Annotated in this window: 18 protein-coding genes; 4 read left to right on the plus strand and 14 right to left on the minus strand. The window is 38.3% G+C overall.

The features are described 5' to 3' along the window. Positions 1 to 2: 2 nt before the first annotated feature. A complete protein-coding gene (locus tag ACMFKV_RS03520; RefSeq protein WP_336287941.1) occupies positions 3 to 587 on the minus strand; it encodes a YqgE/AlgH family protein in 585 nt (194 codons plus the stop codon). Between the two features lie 70 nt (positions 588 to 657). Here ACMFKV_RS03520 and ACMFKV_RS03525 point away from each other — a divergent pair, with 70 nt between their 5' ends. Then, entirely contained in the window at positions 658 to 1,536 is an 879-nt protein-coding gene (locus tag ACMFKV_RS03525) for a protein-disulfide reductase DsbD domain-containing protein (protein ID WP_336287942.1), read from the plus strand. Positions 1,537 to 1,561: 25 nt separating this feature from the next. On the opposite strand, the gene rnhA is transcribed toward ACMFKV_RS03525, so the two are convergent. The 4 genes from rnhA to cyoE form a co-directional block, all read right to left on the minus strand. After that, positions 1,562 to 2,029 carry a ribonuclease HI gene (gene rnhA / locus ACMFKV_RS03530; RefSeq protein WP_332060643.1) on the minus strand — a complete coding sequence of 156 codons (468 nt, stop codon included), beginning with the start codon at positions 2,027 to 2,029 and terminating at the stop codon, positions 1,562 to 1,564. A 5-nt stretch (positions 2,030 to 2,034) separates the two neighbouring features. Then, positions 2,035 to 2,994: a homoserine kinase gene (locus ACMFKV_RS03535; RefSeq protein ID WP_413154508.1), complete on the minus strand. Its 960-nt coding sequence runs from the start codon at positions 2,992 to 2,994 to the stop codon at positions 2,035 to 2,037. Further along, positions 2,994 to 4,049, minus strand: coding sequence for a 4-hydroxy-3-methylbut-2-enyl diphosphate reductase (gene ispH / locus ACMFKV_RS03540; RefSeq protein WP_413154509.1), 1,056 nt, complete (start codon positions 4,047 to 4,049; stop codon positions 2,994 to 2,996). The genes ACMFKV_RS03535 and ispH overlap by 1 nt, the downstream gene beginning before the upstream one ends. A 179-nt stretch (positions 4,050 to 4,228) precedes the next feature. After that, a complete protein-coding gene (cyoE, locus tag ACMFKV_RS03545) occupies positions 4,229 to 5,173 on the minus strand; it encodes a heme o synthase (RefSeq protein WP_336288037.1) in 945 nt (314 codons plus the stop codon). A 432-nt stretch (positions 5,174 to 5,605) separates the two neighbouring features. On the opposite strand from cyoE, the gene ACMFKV_RS03550 reads away from it, so the two are divergent. Then, positions 5,606 to 6,145, plus strand: a complete 540-nt coding sequence (locus ACMFKV_RS03550) for an invasion associated locus B family protein (protein ID WP_413154510.1) — start codon at positions 5,606 to 5,608, stop codon at positions 6,143 to 6,145. Positions 6,146 to 6,234: 89 nt separating this feature from the next. Then, the gene (tldD, locus tag ACMFKV_RS03555; protein WP_413154511.1) at positions 6,235 to 7,653 is read left to right on the plus strand and encodes a metalloprotease TldD; all 1,419 of its coding nucleotides are present in this window, start codon (positions 6,235 to 6,237) and stop codon (positions 7,651 to 7,653) included. A gap of 68 nt (positions 7,654 to 7,721) precedes the next feature. Here tldD and ACMFKV_RS03560 read toward each other — a convergent pair whose 3' ends face one another. From ACMFKV_RS03560 to ACMFKV_RS03595, 8 genes are all read right to left on the minus strand, one after another. Next, complete coding sequence (locus ACMFKV_RS03560; RefSeq protein ID WP_413154512.1) at positions 7,722 to 8,975, minus strand: class I SAM-dependent RNA methyltransferase; 1,254 nt, start codon at positions 8,973 to 8,975, stop codon at positions 7,722 to 7,724. Then, on the minus strand, positions 8,968 to 9,717 hold the full coding sequence (locus ACMFKV_RS03565) for a TlyA family RNA methyltransferase (RefSeq protein ID WP_336287948.1): 750 nt from the start codon (positions 9,715 to 9,717) through the stop codon (positions 8,968 to 8,970). The genes ACMFKV_RS03560 and ACMFKV_RS03565 overlap by 8 nt, the downstream gene beginning before the upstream one ends. A 16-nt stretch (positions 9,718 to 9,733) precedes the next feature. Beyond that, positions 9,734 to 11,641: a 1-deoxy-D-xylulose-5-phosphate synthase gene (gene dxs, locus ACMFKV_RS03570; RefSeq protein WP_413154513.1), complete on the minus strand. Its 1,908-nt coding sequence runs from the start codon at positions 11,639 to 11,641 to the stop codon at positions 9,734 to 9,736. Positions 11,642 to 11,876: 235 nt separating this feature from the next. Then, positions 11,877 to 12,131, minus strand: coding sequence for an exodeoxyribonuclease VII small subunit (locus tag ACMFKV_RS03575; protein WP_413154514.1), 255 nt, complete (start codon positions 12,129 to 12,131; stop codon positions 11,877 to 11,879). A gap of 7 nt (positions 12,132 to 12,138) precedes the next feature. Further along, on the minus strand, positions 12,139 to 13,245 hold the full coding sequence (ribB, locus tag ACMFKV_RS03580; protein WP_336287951.1) for a 3,4-dihydroxy-2-butanone-4-phosphate synthase: 1,107 nt from the start codon (positions 13,243 to 13,245) through the stop codon (positions 12,139 to 12,141). A gap of 15 nt (positions 13,246 to 13,260) precedes the next feature. Next, a complete protein-coding gene (gene aroC, locus ACMFKV_RS03585; protein WP_413154515.1) occupies positions 13,261 to 14,349 on the minus strand; it encodes a chorismate synthase in 1,089 nt (362 codons plus the stop codon). A 143-nt stretch (positions 14,350 to 14,492) separates the two neighbouring features. Beyond that, positions 14,493 to 15,311 (minus strand): enoyl-ACP reductase FabI, encoded by an 819-nt coding sequence (fabI, locus tag ACMFKV_RS03590; protein ID WP_413154516.1) that lies wholly within the window; start codon positions 15,309 to 15,311, stop codon positions 14,493 to 14,495. Positions 15,312 to 15,446: 135 nt separating this feature from the next. After that, on the minus strand, positions 15,447 to 16,352 hold the full coding sequence (locus ACMFKV_RS03595) for a DnaJ C-terminal domain-containing protein (RefSeq protein WP_413154517.1): 906 nt from the start codon (positions 16,350 to 16,352) through the stop codon (positions 15,447 to 15,449). A gap of 325 nt (positions 16,353 to 16,677) precedes the next feature. Here ACMFKV_RS03595 and pdxH point away from each other — a divergent pair, with 325 nt between their 5' ends. Further along, entirely contained in the window at positions 16,678 to 17,301 is a 624-nt protein-coding gene (pdxH, locus tag ACMFKV_RS03600; RefSeq protein ID WP_336287955.1) for a pyridoxamine 5'-phosphate oxidase, read from the plus strand. A gap of 400 nt (positions 17,302 to 17,701) precedes the next feature. Here pdxH and ubiA read toward each other — a convergent pair whose 3' ends face one another. After that, entirely contained in the window at positions 17,702 to 18,706 is a 1,005-nt protein-coding gene (gene ubiA / locus ACMFKV_RS03605; RefSeq protein WP_413154518.1) for a 4-hydroxybenzoate octaprenyltransferase, read from the minus strand. Between the last annotated feature and the right edge of the window lie 91 nt (positions 18,707 to 18,797).

Below are 18,797 nucleotides of genomic sequence, written 5' to 3' on the forward strand. Positions count from 1 at the left end.
TTCTATGCATGACCCATTTCAGCAACAAGATAAGCTGGATTGATCCCCATGCGAAGCAAGCTTTCATCATATTTACGATTCAAATCACTTTCGAAAAGAAAGCTAGGTGATGTGGAGCTAATCAGCCAGCTATTCGCAGAAATTTCTGCTTCAAGCTGTCCTGCTTTCCATTCTGCATAACCTAGTGCTATAAGTGCATGTTGAGGACCTTGTTCACAACTGATTGCTTTTAATATATCAATAGTTGCGGTAAAACAGACCCTATCTGCAACAGAAACAGTTTCTTCACAAACATAATCATCCGAATGGAGCACAAAACCGCGCGAAGGATCAACAGGTCCACCGTAGCGTACAGGAAACTTTTTTATTGGTTCAGAAAGATATTTTTTTTGAATATCATTTATCACACCAAGATGAAGCAAAAGCTCTGGAAAACTAATATGGTGCAATTGATTGAGAATAATCCCCGTAGCACCAGCATCAGAATGCTCACAAATATAAATAACAGAACGAGTAAAGCATTTGTTATTCATTCTAGGCATTGCTATAAGTAACTGTCCACCCAAAAAGCCATCACGCTGCTTCATCAATCTATTATTCTCCATAACTTACATGTTAAACTTGATTCAAGTAGTACAAGAAGAAAGTAAAACTCAAATGAAAAAAATTCAAATCTTTAAAAATTTGCAAAATATCCCAATTTTTTTTTATAAAAAACTTTTCATCACTTTAGGTTTAATATTTGTATTTCTAGAATTATTTAATTTTTCTGTCAGTGCTCAAACAGAACAAAAATCATATCTTTTTGCAACATCTTGGCATGAGTCAGATGGTGGTCGTGTCAGATTAGCGATCATCCAACCACCTCTCTCTGGAATAAGAAACGGCATTATTGAAATTATGCTTAAACCAGGATGGAAAACTTACTGGCGGAATCCAGGTAATTCAGGCATGGCACCATTTTTTAACTTCCACCAACAGGTTTCTTACGAAATCTTTTATCCCACGCCACAACTTTATGAAACAGAAAATGACTGGTCATTCGGCTATGCAGATAAAGTTGTATTGCCCTTCAATATTTCTAACTCAAGTAAAAATTTAAGTGGCTCTTTCACTCTTGGATTATGTAGTAAAATCTGTATTCCATTTACTATTAATTTTGATTTTTCTCCATCTGCTGAAAAAAACGAACGTCTTCCTGCATCTTTATTAAAGAACGCTCAAGCCTCTCTGCCCTCCACAACGCATCATGAGCTAAAGATAAGTGCTGAAAAAAATAAAAATATCCTTTTCATAAAAATACAAAATAACAATAAAAATACACCATCATCCCTCTTTTTAGATGGAGGAGACATGCAAATTGGACCAGCAAAAAAAGTAAGTGATAATGTAGAGTATACTCTCTTTAGCGCTCCCATCTATTTCACACCAGATGAAACAAGCCAAACAATTTTTTATACAGTTTCCTTTAAGGATCACTCTTTCAGTGGAACATTTATACTTCACACACAATCAGATCACACTGCAACTCCGTGATAAAAGAGAAAGATTCCAGCAAAGATTATGCTGAAAAAGATTCATTTTCACGATATTCAGTAATGGCTTGACGTGCAAGTGCGTCTGCACGTTCATTATCTAGATGACCAGCATGTCCTTTTATCCAGTGCCATCTGATAGTGTGACGGGAACAGGCATCTTCAAGAGCCTTCCATAACTCCATATTTTTAACAGGCTTTTTTGATGCAGTGCGCCAATTATTCTTCTTCCAGCCTTCAAGCCACATAGATATACCGTTGCGCACGTAAATTGAGTCCGTATAAAGATCGACTGAACAAGATTCTTTAAGCGCCTTTAATGCACAAATCGCTGCCATTAACTCCATTTGATTATTGGTCGTGTGTGCCTCTCCACCATAAAGCTCACGTTCATGACCATTCCAGCGTAAAATTGCTCCCCACCCTCCAACTCCAGGATTCCCAGAGCACGCACCATCTGTATAAATCTCAACGACTTTTTGTTGATTTAACATAAAATTCAAAAACCTAATTCACTCAGTAAGCCTACATTACTGAAAAAGCAAAGCTTGTGCCAATATTCCCATGGATCTTTCTTAATTACAAAACTATCAGGCGGCGTATTAAACCAATCATAAAGGCGTGTGAGTAAAAAACGCAAAGCTGCACCACGCGCTAACACAATAATTGCATCCAATTCTAAAGGCACCAACGGCCTTATTTTTTGATAATTTTCCAATAGTTTACGTGCTTTGATAAGATTATAAGAATGATCATGCTCAAAACACCAAGCATTCAAACAAATAGCTAAATCGTAAGCTAAAAAATCATTACAAGCAAAATAAAAATCTATAATACCAGAAAGACGATGGTTTAAAAAAAATACATTATCATTAAATAAATCGGCATGAATAACACCTGTTGGCAAATTCGATGGCCAGTTTTTTTCTAAAAAAGCTAACTCGGTGTTAATTTTTTTTTCAAATTCTTGAAGTAAGATATCTTTTACCGTTTGGCAACTTTTCCACAATGGCTTCAAATCTGTAAGAGAAAAAGTATTTCTACGACTAAGCGAAAAATCCTGTCCTGCTAAATGCAGATGCGCTAAACCACTCCCTACTTCACAACAATGATATGCGTTGGGCTGACGAATCCACATTCCTTCCAGAAAAGTAATAATAGCAGCAGGACGTCCTGCTAATTCACCGACCGTTGATCCATCATTTTGAATCACTGGTTGAGGACAAGGAATTCCACGCTGCCCTAAGTGATTCATAAGATTACAAAAAAAAGGCAAATCATCTTTTGAAATACGTTTTTCATAAAGTGTTAAAATGAACTTCCCTTCTGTTGTATACAGCAAAAAATTAGAATTTTCGATACCCTCTGCGATACCTTGATAGGACAGAAGTGAACCTATCGCGTAACGCGTCAAAAATGCCTTTAAATCATTTGAATAAATATCTGTATAAACTGCCATTATTTTACTTTCATTATAGGCATTGATGTATCTTGATTTTCATTTTTTATCGTCTTAGCTCGACCATTAACAAAAGCCATATCTTGAGGAGTTAAAATAACGTCACGTAATTCGCGATTAACCAAAAATGTCTCCATTTCCACCACTGTCTCAGCCAACTCTATTATGACATCATAACGCTCTCGAAAAGCTGAGATAATTTCGTCAACAATAATTTCAGGAGCAGAAGCTCCTGCTGAGAGGCTTACGATGGAGAGAAAACCTAAACGATCAAAATCAATTTCATCAGCTCGTTGAACTAAGATAGCCTTCTGTGCACCAAACCTCTCAGCAACCTCTACCAAGCGTCGTGAATTAGAGGAGTTTGGTGCGCCAACAATCAAAAATAAATCACTCCCCAGCGCTGCCGCTTTAACAGCATTTTGGCGATTCGTGGTAGCATAGCAAATTGATTCTGCAGCTGGTGCTTGCAATGCAGGAAAGCGTTTTTGTAAAACATCAAGAATCCCTGCCGTATCTTCAACAGAAAGTGTTGTTTGCGTCACAAATCCTAAGTTATCTGGATCATTTGGCTGATAATGCAAGGCATCTTCTACCGTTTCAATCAATGTAACAGCTCCTTTTTCAAGCTGCCCCATTGTTCCTATCACTTCAGGATGACCAGAATGACCAATCAATATAACATGACGTCCATGACGGTGATGTCGTATTGCTTGTTTATGCACTTTAGATACCAATGGGCATGTTGCATCAAGATAAAATAAATTATAGTGTTGCGCTTCTTTTGGCACAGATTTTGGTACACCATGGGCAGAAAATACAACAGGCTGACTGCGGTGCTCTTCTGGAATCTCACCCAGTTCTTCCACAAAAATAGCGCCTCGTTGCCGCAACCCCTCAACCACATAGCGATTATGCACAATTTCATGACGAACATATACTGGAGCACCATATTTTTTTAATGCAAGAAGAACAATCTGAATAGCGCGATCAACCCCTGCACAAAATCCACGTGGACCACAAAGACGCATCGTTAGAGGGGGAAGTACAGACATAAACTATCCTTAATATCTATAACTTTGACCACATATTTAAACGGGTTCGTTATGCACTACACAAATAGTGCTAAAGAGAAAAACTGGAAATAACCTTCTGCTGTAATAGCATTGCCTCTGTGATGCGTTTTTATGGCATTTTACTCGGGCAAAGCTATACTCTGAGTTTACTTTTTATCTCATTCTACTAGAGAACGGATAAAATACCAAACAAGAGATTCAATCAAAAGAGTTGCGAATATAGCGCCTAAATAAAATAACGAAAAGAAAAACATTCTTTTTGCCATAGAAATAGTCGCGTCCTGTGTATCAGCTTTCCATAAATGATAAGCAAAATAAACAAAAATAATGCTCAAAATTGTTGAAAAAATACCATAGAAAATTCCTGCCAATCCAGTAACGCAAGGACCTATAGCACATATTGCCGTAAGAATAGCATAAAATAAGATATGTTTTTTTGTTGAACGCTCACCTCGTACATTAGGCATCATAGGAATGCCTGCTGCACTATAATCAAGAGATGAAAATAAAGAAAGAGACCAAAAGTGTGGTGGAGTCCACATAAAAATAATTAAAAATAATAAAAAGCTATCAATACTCACTGTACCCGTTGCCGCAGCCCATCCAACCATAGGTGGAAAAGCTCCAGCTGCACCACCAATAACAATATTCTGCGGCGTTATACGTTTTAGCCAAATTGTATAAACAACGATATAAAAGAAAATTGTGAATGCAAGAAAAAGCGCTGAAAACCAATTAATGCAGCACCCCATAATCAACACCGAAAGCACAGAAAGCCCCATGCCAAACATAAATGCCTTCTTGGAGCTAATTTTACCAGCAGGAATGGGACGATTTTTGGTACGTTCCATTACCGCATCAATATCAGCATCATACCACATATTAAGTGCTCCTGCACCACCACCGCCTACAGCAATACACACAATTGCTAAAAAACCATACAATGGATTCATAGAAATAGGCGCAACAACCAATCCAACCAAAGCTGTAAATACAACAAGTGACATAACCCGTGGTTTCAATAATGTGATATAATCATAAACATCAGATTCTGGTGGAATCGATTTACCACTTGCAGTCGATAATTTTTCTGAAATAGACATTTCGCTCAAAGACCTTTTCATCTCTATCATCTACAAGCAAACATCATCTGGCACATAAGAGCAACCCATTAATATCATCAATGCTTTTGAGAACACATAAAATATCTCTCTTAAACATATCCACTAAAAACAGATAGAAATATTTGCAATAAAAATACATTATTTCAATACACGTTATTTTTTACATGAAGAGTGTATCATAGAAAGAAAACACATCCCATAAAGTATCATAAAGCAGTGCTAAATTTTTATCTCCTACAAAATACTGCTATTCATTGTTTATTTTATTTTGTGCATATGAATTAATATGTTTGGGTATATATTAGTTTTGTGTTACAGTTTTGGTTTAAAAATTCATTTTTATGCACGTTTATGCACGTTTATGCACGTTTATGCACGATCGCGTAGTTGCTAATTCGGGTAAGAATTTCTGTGGTACTTTATAAAATACTAAAAAAAAATTTCTTCGTTGGTGTTATTATTTGCACTCTTTGTAGTGTTTTCACTGGTCATGCTGTGTCACAGACATCCAATGTGCGAAATATTCCTGCCCCACAAACCTATGGTGCGTGGACAAAAATTTGTTCTCTACCACCAGGTACACCTAATATACAGTGTGAAGTGGTGCAGAATGTACATACGCAAAATCGCCATGATATTACCTTTCGCGTTACATTTTATAAACTTCCTAAAAATCAAGGAACTTTGATGCGTGTTTTCGTTCCGATTCGCGTTGAACTGCGCTTTGGTGTTGGTATTAAAATTGACGATCAAGATATGAAGAAAATGGAATATCGTCGTTGTCTCGGCAATAATTGCGTTGCCGAAGCTCTTCTTAAAGAAGATATGTTACAACTCTTTCTAAAAGGTAAAACAGCAACCTATTTTGTTTTCACAACTCCAGAACAAGGTGTTGGAGGGATTGTTGATCTTCATGGTCTTAGTGATGCCTATGCCACCTTACCAACATAATAAAATTTACACACACAGCTTAGTTTATAACTTCCCTAACAACACAAATAGAAATTTTAAAAAAAATCAATGAAAATAGGATAATCACTATGAAATCGCTGATTGATCATTTTGATATTGCTTCATCTAAAGTACAATCACTTGTACAAGAATCGCTTTATCATGCTGATGATGGCGAACTTTACCTTGAGTACACAGAAAACGAAACACTTCTCTTTGATAATGGGCAGCTTAAAAATGGCTCATTTCATCAAGATATGGGATTTGGCCTACGCGTTGTCGCTGGAGAAGCTACAGGATATGCTCACTCTAGCGAATTATCAGCTGCAGCACTTAAACGCGCTAGTGAAGCAGCTAAAGCTGTTACTTATAATAATCATATGGGATCTTATAGTGTAGCACCTCAACAAACAAACAAAAGACTCTATCAACCACATAACCCTCTTGATACTCCATCATTCGAAGAAAAAAGCATACTCTTACAAAAAATTGATGCTTATTTACGTCAAAAAAATGATAAATTACATCAAGTTACTGTTTCTCTTTCTGGTTCGCTACAGCACGTTGAAATCTTGCGTGCTGACGGGTATTTTGCTCATGATATCCGTCCTCTTGTACGGTTGTCTATATCTGTCGTTGCTGCCGAGGGAAATAGGCGCGAAAATGGCTTCTATGGATGTGGTGGACGACAAGCATTTAGCCAATTCATTAACGAAACAAATTGGAAAAAAGCTGCCGATGAAGCACTGCGTATGGCTTTAATAAACTTAGAAGCAGACGCAGCACCAGCAGGAACATTTGATGTTGTCTTAGCTAATGGATGGCCTGGCGTTATGCTTCATGAAGCTGTGGGGCATGGTTTAGAAGGTGATTTTAACCGTAAAAAAACATCTGCTTTTGCCGGACTTTTAGGAAAACAAATTGCAGCAAAAGGTGTCACGGTTGTTGATGATGGCACAATTCCTCAACGCCGTGGTTCACTCACTATTGATGATGAAGGCACACCATCAGGATATAATGTCCTTATTGAAGACGGAAAACTTGTTGGTTTTATGCAAGATAGGTTAAATGCTCGACTTATGGGTGTTAATCCAACTGGAAATGGACGACGTGAATCTTATGCACATGCACCAATACCGCGGATGACTAATACAATGATGCTAGGAGGAGATAAGACACCTGAAGAAATTCTATCCTCACTAAAAAATGGTATTTATGCTGTTTCATTTGGTGGAGGACAAGTTGATATCACTTCTGGAAAATTCGTATTTGAATGTACTGAAGCTTACCGAGTAGAAAATGGCAAGATTGTAGCACCAATCAAAGGTGCAACCCTTATCGGAAACGGACCAGAAGCCATGAAACGTATTACAATGATTGGAAATGATAGCAAGCTTGATAATGGCATCGGTATGTGTGGAAAGGCTGGGCAAAACGTTCCTGTTGGCGTCGGACAACCTCACTTACGAATCAATAATATGACAATTGGTGGAACAGCACTTTCGTAAAATTGATTAAATATGTTTCATTGAATAACTTTTCAGCACCCTTTTAAAATAAGCTAACTTTAAATACGCTAAAGTTTCCAACCTGTCTTTGCTTTACGTTTGCTTAAAACAGCAACAATTTCAACATGCGGTGACCATAAAAATTGATCAATTGGTATGATTTTTTCTATCGTATAACCACCTGCGATAAGGAGAGATACATCACGAGCAAATGTAAAAGGGTTGCATGAAATTGCCACCACACGTGGAATAATTGTCTTCGCTAATTCATGCACCTGTTCTTCTGCTCCAGCGCGTGGAGGATCGAAAACAACGCTATCAAAACCCTCAAGCTCTTTCGCAGAAAATGGATGACGAAAGAGATCACGTTTTTCACAAGTAACTGTTTTTAAACCAACCGCAAAGCGTGTTGCCCGCTCTAAATTTGCTAATGCTGCCTTATCGTTTTCTACCGCATGAACATTCATTTTTTTCGCCATACGTAATGTAAATGTTCCCACTCCTGAAAATAAATCAACGGCATTTTTTGCTTTTTTTAAATGAGTCAAAATAATATTGCCCATAATATTTTCTGCTTCACAAGTTGCTTGGAGAAATCCACCAGCAGGAAATTCAACACAGACATCCCCGAAGTAAACGAATGGTTTTTCTTGCTCAACCAAAATTTCACCTTCAACAGATAAACGTGTAATTCCACTTGCAAGAGCTATACGCACCATTTTTTTGCGAATGCGCTCATCCTGCACAATACATCCATTTAAAGCAACATCTAAACCATTTTCAACAGACGTTACCGTAACATGAAACCGCTTAGCATGATTGCTGACAAGAGCACAAAGTACCCTGATATCATTTAACTTAGACATAATTTCTAAACGCGTCACTGGGCATTCTTCAAGCGCAATAACATCATGAGATCGATAACGATTAAAACCAATAATATGACCTTGCTGTGTCGCAAACGCTGTTAAAGTAATCCGTCGGCGACTGTAATATCCACATTCAATTAAAGGAGAAACATGGACATCAAGCCCATACTTTTTAAGCGCATCAACAACTAATTGCCGTTTCCAAAAGCGATAAGCATCGATGTGCCAATGCTGAAGCACACACCCTCCACAACTCCCAAAATGTCGGCAAATAGCATCGATGCGCTCTGATGATTTTTCTTCTAATGCAATAAGTTTTCCATATTTTCCATGAAGAGCAATTATAGCAACCTCTCCTGGCAAAGTAAAAGGAACATGAATAGAGCCATGCGATATATTCGAAATACCATGACCATTCACGCCAATATGGTCAATTATAACTCGGTCACGCACTTTTTTTTTCTCCGAATAATAAATATTCCAAATTGCCATCACCACCTGTAATGGGTGAAGGAAATAAGCCTTTTGCGCTCCATTCTACTTGAGTATTCAGCCAATCAAAAAGCTCTTCAGCAATCTGTTGTGCTACAGATAGATTTTTCAATACTCCGCTCTTATTAAGGCCTTCTCGACCAATTTCAAATTGTGGCTTGACCAATAAGACTGCTTGAGCTCCCCTCTTGGCTAAAGACAAAACAGGAGGCAGTGCAAGTTTCAGAGAAATAAAACTAACATCAGATACTATGAGATCAATTTCTCTTCCACCTAAATGTTGTTTTTTCAAATCTCGAACATTCAAGCCTTCTAGTAAAGTTATCGCACTGTTGCCAGATAAGCGCGCATCAAGTTGATTATGACCAACATCAACAGCAATCACATGAGCAGCCCCACGCTCTAAGAGAACTTGCGTAAAACCACCTGTCGACGCACCAATATCAATGGCAGTTACTTTATCTGTTACAATTGGAAATGTATCAAGTGCACTCATCAATTTTAACGCTGCACGTGAAACATAATTCTGTGCTGGATCACACACTACAATTTCTGCTTTATCAGAAATAATTTGTCCAGCTTTAAAAATGATTTCACCGTCCACCTTAACAGTTTGGCGTAAAATTGCGTCACGTGCTCGTGAACGCGTAGTAAAAAAATTTTTTTCGACTAAAAGAACATCGAGCCTTTTCCTAACGAACATCTCATACTCGAACTTTCTACACTGTCTGAATTTCACGTCCCAAAGCAATAAAGACAGTGTTGACAATACCAACAGCATCAAACCCGATACGCGAAAGAACTTTCTTTGGTGAACCGTGGTTTAAATATTCATCAGGAAGCTTTAATGTACGAACTTTTAAACCATGTTCTAAAAGCCCTTCTTGCGCGAAAAATTGTAATAAATGCGCTCCAAATCCACCCATTGCCCCTTCTTCAATTGTTACTAATACTTCATGTTCACGTGCTAAGCGACGCATCAAATCCTTATCCAGAGGCTTTGCAAACCGCGCATCAGCAACAGTTGTAGACAATCCCTCCATTTCCAACTTATCCGCTGCTATGAGCACTTCAGATAACTGTGTTCCAAAACAAACTAGCGCTATCCTACTTCCTTCACGCAAAACGCGCCCTTTTCCAATTTCAAGCAACTTGCCCCGCTGCGGTAAGTTCATACCAACACCTTCACCACGTGGATAGCGAAAAGAAATAGGTCCTTGATCGTAGGCTGCTGCCGTACGCACCATATGCATCAGTTCAACTTCGTCTGAGGGAGCCATCACCACAAATTCAGGAAGAGCTGTTAGAAAAACAATATCAAAACTTCCAGCATGCGTTGCACCATCTGCGCCAACAAAACCTGCTCGGTCAATCGCAAAACGCACAGGTAACTTTTGGATCGATACATCATGAACAATCTGATCATAAGCACGCTGTAAAAAAGTAGAATAAATTGCAACAAAAGGCTTATATCCCTCACAGGCAATGCCCGCAGCAAAAGTTACAGCATGTTGCTCAGCAATACCAACATCAAACATCCTGTTAGGAAATTGTTTAGCAAACACATCAAGCCCTGTTCCTGTTGGCATTGCCGCCGTTATACTGACAATCTTCTCATCATGTGTAGCCTCTTCTATCAAAGCTTTAGAAAATACTTTGGTATAAGGAAGCACTTTACTTTGTGCTTTAACCTGCCTTCCTGTCACAACATCAAAACAATTAACACCGTGATATTTATCAGACGATGCCTCCGCAGGTGCATATCCCTTCCCTTTATGAGTCACCACATGCACTAAAACAGGCCCATTAGGATATTCACGAACATTTTTCAAAACAGGCAATAAATGACTCAAATTATGACCATCTATCGGTCCAACATAGTAAAAACCAAGCTCATCAAACAAAGTTCCTCCAACCAAAAAAAACTTCGCAAATTCCTCTGAACGATGTGCTTGATCCAAAAAAAATTTTGGCAATTTTTTGCTGAACATCTTTACCCGTTCACGCAAGCTGCGATAAGAAGGATGGGAAACTAATCGAGCAAGATGAGCTCTCATAGCACCAGTAGGGGGCGCAATAGACATATCATTATCATTTAAAATAACAATCAAACGCGCATCCAAAGCACCCGCATTATTCATCGCTTCATAAGCCATACCAGCTGACATAGCGCCATCACCAATGACAGAAATAATATTCCGCTTTTCTTCTGTTTTTAAAGCATTAGCCACTGCCATACCAAGACCAGCTGAAATAGAAGTGGAAGAATGACCCGCTCCAAACGGATCATACACACTTTCTGAACGCTTTGTAAAACCTGATAAACCTCCCTCTTGGCGCAATGTACGAATTTTATCTCTGCGACCTGTTAAAATTTTATGCGGATAGGTTTGATGCCCTACATCCCAGATAATTCTATCTTCAGGCGTGTTAAAGACATAATGCAATGCAATTGTTAATTCAACAACGCCAAGCCCTGCACCAAGGTGTCCACCCGTCACAGAAACAGCATCAATTGTCTCAGCTCGCAACTCATCAGCTAACTGTACTAAATCAGCCTCTGGCAATGCCCGCAAATCTTGTGGCAAACGAATACGATCAAGTAATGGCGTTAATGTCTGAGACAAAGAAAGCTCCTTATACTACATTATCACTCGAGCAAGACAACAGACATATGTCTTTTACTCTTTCATTCATAGTGTAATGCATTTTTATTGGAATACTTCATCTCTATGAGATTATCTACAAATTTTCTTATTTTTAACGCATTTCGTAAAAAAGAAATTAATAATAATTCTCTTCCTTTAAGCGAGGTTATTTTGCCTCTAACTTTACAATAAATATCCAAAAATTATTTGACTATTATTCAGAATCAAGTAGCTTTACCCCCTCTGGAGAACCTTTCTCTGAAAGTTGAATTTTTTCAACTTTAGCCTCAGCTGCTTTCAAAAGTTTATCACAATGCTTTTTAAGAGCTTCACCACGCTCATAGATATCAATTGACTGCTCTAAAGGAACATCTCCGCGTTCCAAATTTTCGACAATCCCTTCAAGCTGCTTAAGCGCTTCCTCAAAGCTTAATGCTGTAATATCCTCTTTTTTTATCTCTTGCTGCATGTGATCCTCACAAAATATCTGTTTTGGATATACGAATTCCAAAACCTTCTAAACCCACATAATGACGCTCTTTAGAAGCATAAACAATAACAGAACGAATCCCTAAATGTTTTAAAATTTGTGACCCTAAACCAATTTGGCGCCACTCTTCTTCGCGTTCAACCGCTTGCACATGACTTTCTAAACTCTCGCTTGCCATTTCTTGAGCACCAAGAACTGATTGAACACCAACAGACCCTTCACGTAAATAAACAAACACACCGCGCTTCTCTTTTTCCATTATACGCTGCATGGCAACTACAATATTTGATGATTGACCAAAAACATCATTCATAATATTTTCACGATGCAAACGTACAGGAATATCCTCACCATCACGGATATCACCAAAAACAATTGCCACATGCTGAACTGCTTCCCAAGGGAGTTGATAACTTTGAACAACAGCTGGCCCTACTAATGTTTCAATTTGCATTTCTCCTACATGCCTAATCAACATTTCCTTACGCTGGCGATAAGCAATCAGATCTGCAACCGTTATCATATGCAATCGATTATCCTGTGCAAATTTTGTTACTTCATCCCCATGTTTAACGCTACCATCATCATTGACCAACTCACCAATAACACCCACGGGTGGCAAACCAGCTAATTTACATAAATCAACAGCTGCCTCAGTATGACCTGAACGCATGAGAACACCCCCTTCATGCGCAATCAAAGGGAAAATATGTCCTGGACGAATAAAATCGCTCGCACAGGCATTTGAATTAGCAAGATTACGAACTGCCAATGTACGGTCGTGCGCTGAAATTCCCGTTGTTATTCCATGTTTAAAATCAACAGTAACAGTAAATTGCGTGCGATGCGCCGAATTATTATCTGGTACCATAGGAGTAAGATTAAAACGTTGCGCTTCTTCTTTTGGCATAGGAGCACAAACAATGCCTGTTGTATGGCGAATGATAAATGCCATTTTTTCTTCTGTACAATGGACAGCAGCAACAATCAAATCACCTTCATTTTCACGCTCATGATCATCCGTCACTACAACAATTTCACCACGCTCAAAAGCCTGAATAGCAGAAACAACTTTTTTTTGATCATACGCCATTATTTACCTTTCGAATCAACCAACCTGTCCGCGATGTCTTAGGTAATGATCAGCAATAGCACAAGCAACCATCGCTTCACCAACAGGAACAGCACGAATCCCAACACATGGATCATGACGTCCCTTTGTTATAACGTTTACATCATTGCCATCAACATCAATTGAACGACGAGGCGTTAAAATTGATGGAGTAGGCTTCACCGCGAAACGCGCAATAATTGGCTGCCCACTCGATATTCCACCTAAAATACCGCCAGCATGATTGGACAAAAAAATCGGTTTTCCATCACTTCCCATCCGCATTTCATCTGCATTTTCTTCTCCCATCAGATGAGCTGCTGCAAAACCATCACCAATTTCAACACCTTTAACAGCATTAATGGACATTAATAATGATGCAATATCTTGGTCAAGTTTTGCATAAATAGGTGCTCCTAACCCCGCTGGAACATTTTCTGCAACAACCTCAATCAGAGCACCAACCGATGAACCATCTTTACGTAATTTATTGATATAATCACTAAAAACCTGCACCATCTCTGCATCAGGCGTAAAAAAAGGATTATTATCAACCTCTAACCAATCCCAACGGTCGCGATTAATATTATGAGAACCAATCGCTATCACTGCACCTCGTACAACCAAATTAGGAACAATTTTACGCGCAAGAGCACCTGCCGCAACACGCGCTGCCGTCTCCCGTGCTGAAGCACGTCCTCCACCTCGAAAATCACGAATGCCATATTTAACGTCATAAGTATAATCTGCGTGGCTCGGACGATACTGATGGGCAACTGAACCATAATCTTTAGAACGCTGATCCATGTTTCGAATAAACAAAGAAATTGGTGTACCCGTCGTCACCAATGTTGCTCCATCGTCTTGAGCAATAACTCCTGAAAGTACTTCTATTTGATCCAATTCTCGACGCTGCGTTGTATATTTAGACTTTCCTGGTCTGCGTTTATCAAGATAAGACTGAATATCTGAAAGAGTAAAAACAATCCCTGGGGGACAACCATCGATAACACAGCCAAGAGCAACGCCATGACTCTCACCCCATGTCGTGACACGAAACAAATGACCAAATGTATTATGCGACATGAAAAATGATCCGATTCTTCGTCAAATATGCAACTACAACACATGGCTAAGCCGTGCACAATACAGCCCACCTCCCCAACACCATCAGCTATTTTAAATTTGGTCAAATTACCGCTGTTGAATTACAGTTTATAAACCAAATCTTATTCTTTAACGACAGAAATATCTGGCGCATCAACAGCTTTCATACCTATGACGTTATAACCTGAATCCACATGGTGCACTTCACCTGTAACAGAACGGGATAAATCTGAAAGAAAGTAAAGAGCAGAATCACCAACCTCTTCAATTGTCACCGTACGACGTAGAGGAGCATTATATTCATTCCATTTTAAAATATAACGAAAATCACCAATACCAGAGGCAGCCAATGTTTTAATTGGTCCCGCAGATATAGCATTAACACGAATGTTTTTAGGACCTAAATCTACTGCTAAATATTTCACGCTTATTTCAAGAGCTGCTTTAGCAACACCCATCATATTATAATTTGGAACAACTTTTTCTGCACCATAATAGCTCAATGTTAAAATTGAGCCGCCGTCCAGCATTAATTTTTCTGCACGCTGGGTAATAGCCGTTAAGGAATAAACAGAAATATTCATCGTCATCATAAAATTTGATTCGCTAACATCAACATAACGACCACTCAATTCATCTTTATCAGAAAAACCAATAGCATGGACTAAAAAATCTAATTTTCCCCATTCCTTTTCTATTTTTCTAAAGACCGCATCAATAGACGCACTATCAGAAACATCACAATGACCGCAAACAAATCCTCTTACCTCTTCAGCCAAAGGCTCAACACGCTTTTTCATCGCCTCACCTTGGTAGGTAAAAGCAAGCTCTGCCCCTGCTGCACTAGCCGCCTTGGCTATCCCCCAAGCGATAGAGCGATTATTGGCTAACCCTAAAATTAGACCACACTTGCCATATAATAAACCATTACCATTAGCCATCAGCACTGCCCCGTTACTACTCAAAATCAATATTATTCACCTGCCTATGACATAGGTCAACATTTTCTTCAAGCAATTGGTTTCAAATCAAATAAAAACTATGCTTTTATATACTTCAATCGTATAATTTAAAAGTTAACCTTTTTGCATTTGCAAAAATTGCTCTAATGCAGCATCTCCACCTTCTGGCAACATGACACGAACATGCACATAAAGATCATCTCTTGTACCATTTTTTAAACTAAGTCCTTTTCCTTTCAGCCGTAAAACACGATCAGAACTTGACCATGCCGGAATAGTTAAAACTACACGCCCCTCCAAAGTTTCAACTTCTTCTTTTGCTCCCAGAACAGCATGTTTGAGAGAAACTGGCAAATCAAGATGGAGTGCCCTTCCTTCAACCCGTAAGCGAGAATGTTTCTGAATGTGAATGGTTATCAACGCATCTCCTGCTTTCCCATAAGCAACTTCTTCTCCTTGACCTTTTAAGCGAATGGTTTGCCCATCTTCAACATAGTCTGGAAGCTTAATCTTTAACTTTTTTCCATTAGAAAAAACAGCTTCTACCTTTTCTGCCCCAACCATTTGCTCCAATGTTACTGCAAGATTAGCACGGACATGCGCCCCTTGTTGAGGTCGATTATTATATTGTGCAGATTTTGAAAAACCTCCCCCTCTTCCAAATAAATCACGAAAAATATCATTTGCATCAAAACCTGCACCACCTGAAGAACCAAAATCAAATCCCTTTGCACCTCCTGCAAAGGGATTGTGTCTATTTCTAAAATTTCCATCAGTGCCATAAGCTTGGTGAATTGGCTTTCCCTCCATATCAATTTCACCGCGATCAAATTGTGCCCTTTTGTCTTTATCACCTATAATTTCATAAGCCTGATTAATTTCAGAAAACCTTTCCTTAGCCTTTATATCATCCATATTGTGATCTGGATGATATTTCTTTGCTAATTTTCTGAACGCAGATTTAATCTCTTGCGGTTTCGCGGTGCGCTCCACACCTAAAACCGTGTAGGGATCACGCATATTGCCCTCTTTTCAATCTTTTTGTTTTCAAAATATCAACTGATACGTTATTTAATATCCCTCATAGGTTCATCAGCCATTCTATAGAATAATTTTCTTTCTCTTTATATGTCTATAAAAGAACTAAAATACCAGATAAAATAGATATTTTGATATTAATTCTGTTATATCGCGCGCTATGCTAAAAATAAAAATGTTTAAAATATTATGAAAATATATGATTACATTGTCTTTTTGAAATAAAGGAAGGATCAGCACTTTACTTCTTAATAACAAAGTAAATCAGAGAATGCTTTATTCACACTCGCTGACATTCGGAAATACTATGAGTAACACAGCGCAAATAGACGATGATTTTATGCAAACACAAAATCCTTTCACACTTTTCGCAAACTGGCTTGAAAAGGCAACTATAAGTGAAATAAATGACCCTAATGCTATGGCATTAGCAACAGTTGATGAAACCGGCTTCCCTAATGTTCGTATGGTTCTTCTTAAAGACTTCAGTTCCAAAGGTTTCGTTTTCTATACCAACTATGAAAGCTGCAAGGGACAAGAAATTTTAAAATCAATGAAAGCATCCTTAGGGTTTCATTGGAAATCGCTTCGCCGTCAAGTCAGGATTAGAGGAGTTGTCGAAAAAGTTAGCACTCAAGAAGCGGATATATATTTCCAATCACGACCACATGGCAGTCAAATTGGGGCATGGGCATCCAAACAATCTCAGCCATTAGAAAGTCGTTTTGTTCTCGAAAAAGCAATTGCTCAATATACTGCCCGTTATGCAGTAGGTAATATTCCACGCCCACCTTATTGGTCTGGTTTTTGTGTTCAACCACTTTCTATTGAATTTTGGTGTGATCGTCCGTTTCGTTTACATGACCGCATGCTTTTTACACGCGACTCTATTGAACATGTTGATTGGCAAATGCAAAGGCTTTACCCTTAACCTTAAAATATAAAGCCTTTTTCTTCATAACAATGAAATAACTGTTTGCACAAATTAAAGTTAAATCATTTTTATTATAAATCGGAAAAATAAACCCTCTATACAAAAATTAACTGACAACAATCTTTTAATCATTGTTCCACTTAGAATAAAGATTACCATCACGAAATTATTTGAGTAATACCCATGTATTGAGTAAAAACTCGAGAAATGAGCCGTATGATGTAGAAAAATAGGATACGTCCTGCAATTTTTATCCTTTTGAAATAAATAAAGTTCAACAAGAAAGCAGTTTTGTATAGAAGAAATCTAAAATTAAAATAAAAAATTTTACCCCTAAATTACAAAGAGCTCGTCCTGCTCTAAAATCAGATAACATACAATTCTATTTTATCATTGGTTAAACTGTAGAATAAAGCGCTGTCCATATACCGCCGCATACCAAACCAGCAAAAATCAAAAATCCGACAAACGAGTTAGATTTGAAAAGCTTTAGGCATTGTGAATTATCATCTATATCAATGACTTTAATTTGTATAAACATGTGAATGCTTGCAACAAAAATTCCCAAAAAGCTTAAGAGAGGAACTTGCGCCAAATAAAATGCTAAACTGACCAAAATCACAAACCCGCTATACAAAAATACCAGTGCACGCTTAGTGCCTTTACCAAAGAGAAGTGCTGTAGAACGTACTCCAACAGTAGCATCATCTTCCTTATCTTGATGCGCATAAATTGTATCATACCCAATCGTCCACAAAATGGATCCCATATAAAGTAAGATTGGTGCCCAACTTAAACTTCCATACACAGCCGCCCATCCCATTAATGCCCCCCAATTAAATGCAATCCCTAAAAAGAATTGCGGCCAATATGTTACGCGTTTCATAAAAGGATAAATTGCAACCGCTATCAACGATGAAATTCCTAAGAAAAAACTAAACATATTAAATTGCGATAAAACGCCTAAACCAACCAAACATTGCACCAATATAAAAATTTTTGCCTGAAACCGACTCACATGACCTGTTGGCAATGGGCGAGAACGTGTCCGCTCTACCTGAGAATCAATTTTATGGTCAATAAGATCATTCCAAGTACACCCAGCACCTCTCATAGCTACAGAGCCCACAAGAAAAAGAAAGAGATACCATAACCAATTAATCAGCGTTGATAAAAAAGGGAAATGAAGCATTTCATAAGAGAAAAGAGCCATAGTTGTTGACCAAAAACAAGGCCACATCAACAACTGCCATCCGATAGGTCGATCCCAACGCGCCAATTGAGCATAAAACCACAAAGAGCAAGGAAGAAAATTATAGACCCATTGTTTGGAAGATGCATCCATAACCCGCCCCTGATTCTCACAGGATTGAATATGTGCAATATTTTTACTTTTTTTCATCAAATGGTTTCACCTTTGGTCTTGCGATAGAGACATTTCATTCTTATGACAAGAAAACTGATTCAATTATCTTCTTCTGCGATAGGAGCAA

The organism is Bartonella propinqua (genome assembly GCF_047263965.1).
Classification (GTDB): domain Bacteria; phylum Pseudomonadota; class Alphaproteobacteria; order Rhizobiales; family Rhizobiaceae; genus Bartonella.

Coding starts and splice junctions, on each gene's coding strand:
- rnhA (WP_332060643.1), bottom strand. CDS start 2,029: ATGTTAAATCAACAAAAAGTCGTTGAGATTTATACAGATGGTGCGTGC.
- tldD (WP_413154511.1), top strand. CDS start 6,235: ATGAAATCGCTGATTGATCATTTTGATATTGCTTCATCTAAAGTACAA.
- pdxH (WP_336287955.1), top strand. CDS start 16,678: ATGAGTAACACAGCGCAAATAGACGATGATTTTATGCAAACACAAAAT.
- ACMFKV_RS03535 (WP_413154508.1), bottom strand. CDS start 2,994: ATGGCAGTTTATACAGATATTTATTCAAATGATTTAAAGGCATTTTTG.
- ubiA (WP_413154518.1), bottom strand. CDS start 18,706: ATGAAAAAAAGTAAAAATATTGCACATATTCAATCCTGTGAGAATCAG.
- ACMFKV_RS03565 (WP_336287948.1), bottom strand. CDS start 9,717: ATGTTCGTTAGGAAAAGGCTCGATGTTCTTTTAGTCGAAAAAAATTTT.
- ACMFKV_RS03525 (WP_336287942.1), top strand. CDS start 658: ATGAAAAAAATTCAAATCTTTAAAAATTTGCAAAATATCCCAATTTTT.
- ACMFKV_RS03520 (WP_336287941.1), bottom strand. CDS start 587: ATGAAGCAGCGTGATGGCTTTTTGGGTGGACAGTTACTTATAGCAATG.
- fabI (WP_413154516.1), bottom strand. CDS start 15,311: ATGGCTAATGGTAATGGTTTATTATATGGCAAGTGTGGTCTAATTTTA.
- ispH (WP_413154509.1), bottom strand. CDS start 4,049: ATGTCTGTACTTCCCCCTCTAACGATGCGTCTTTGTGGTCCACGTGGA.
- ACMFKV_RS03595 (WP_413154517.1), bottom strand. CDS start 16,352: ATGCGTGATCCCTACACGGTTTTAGGTGTGGAGCGCACCGCGAAACCG.
- cyoE (WP_336288037.1), bottom strand. CDS start 5,173: ATGTCTATTTCAGAAAAATTATCGACTGCAAGTGGTAAATCGATTCCA.
- ACMFKV_RS03575 (WP_413154514.1), bottom strand. CDS start 12,131: ATGCAGCAAGAGATAAAAAAAGAGGATATTACAGCATTAAGCTTTGAG.
- aroC (WP_413154515.1), bottom strand. CDS start 14,349: ATGTCGCATAATACATTTGGTCATTTGTTTCGTGTCACGACATGGGGT.
- ribB (WP_336287951.1), bottom strand. CDS start 13,245: ATGGCGTATGATCAAAAAAAAGTTGTTTCTGCTATTCAGGCTTTTGAG.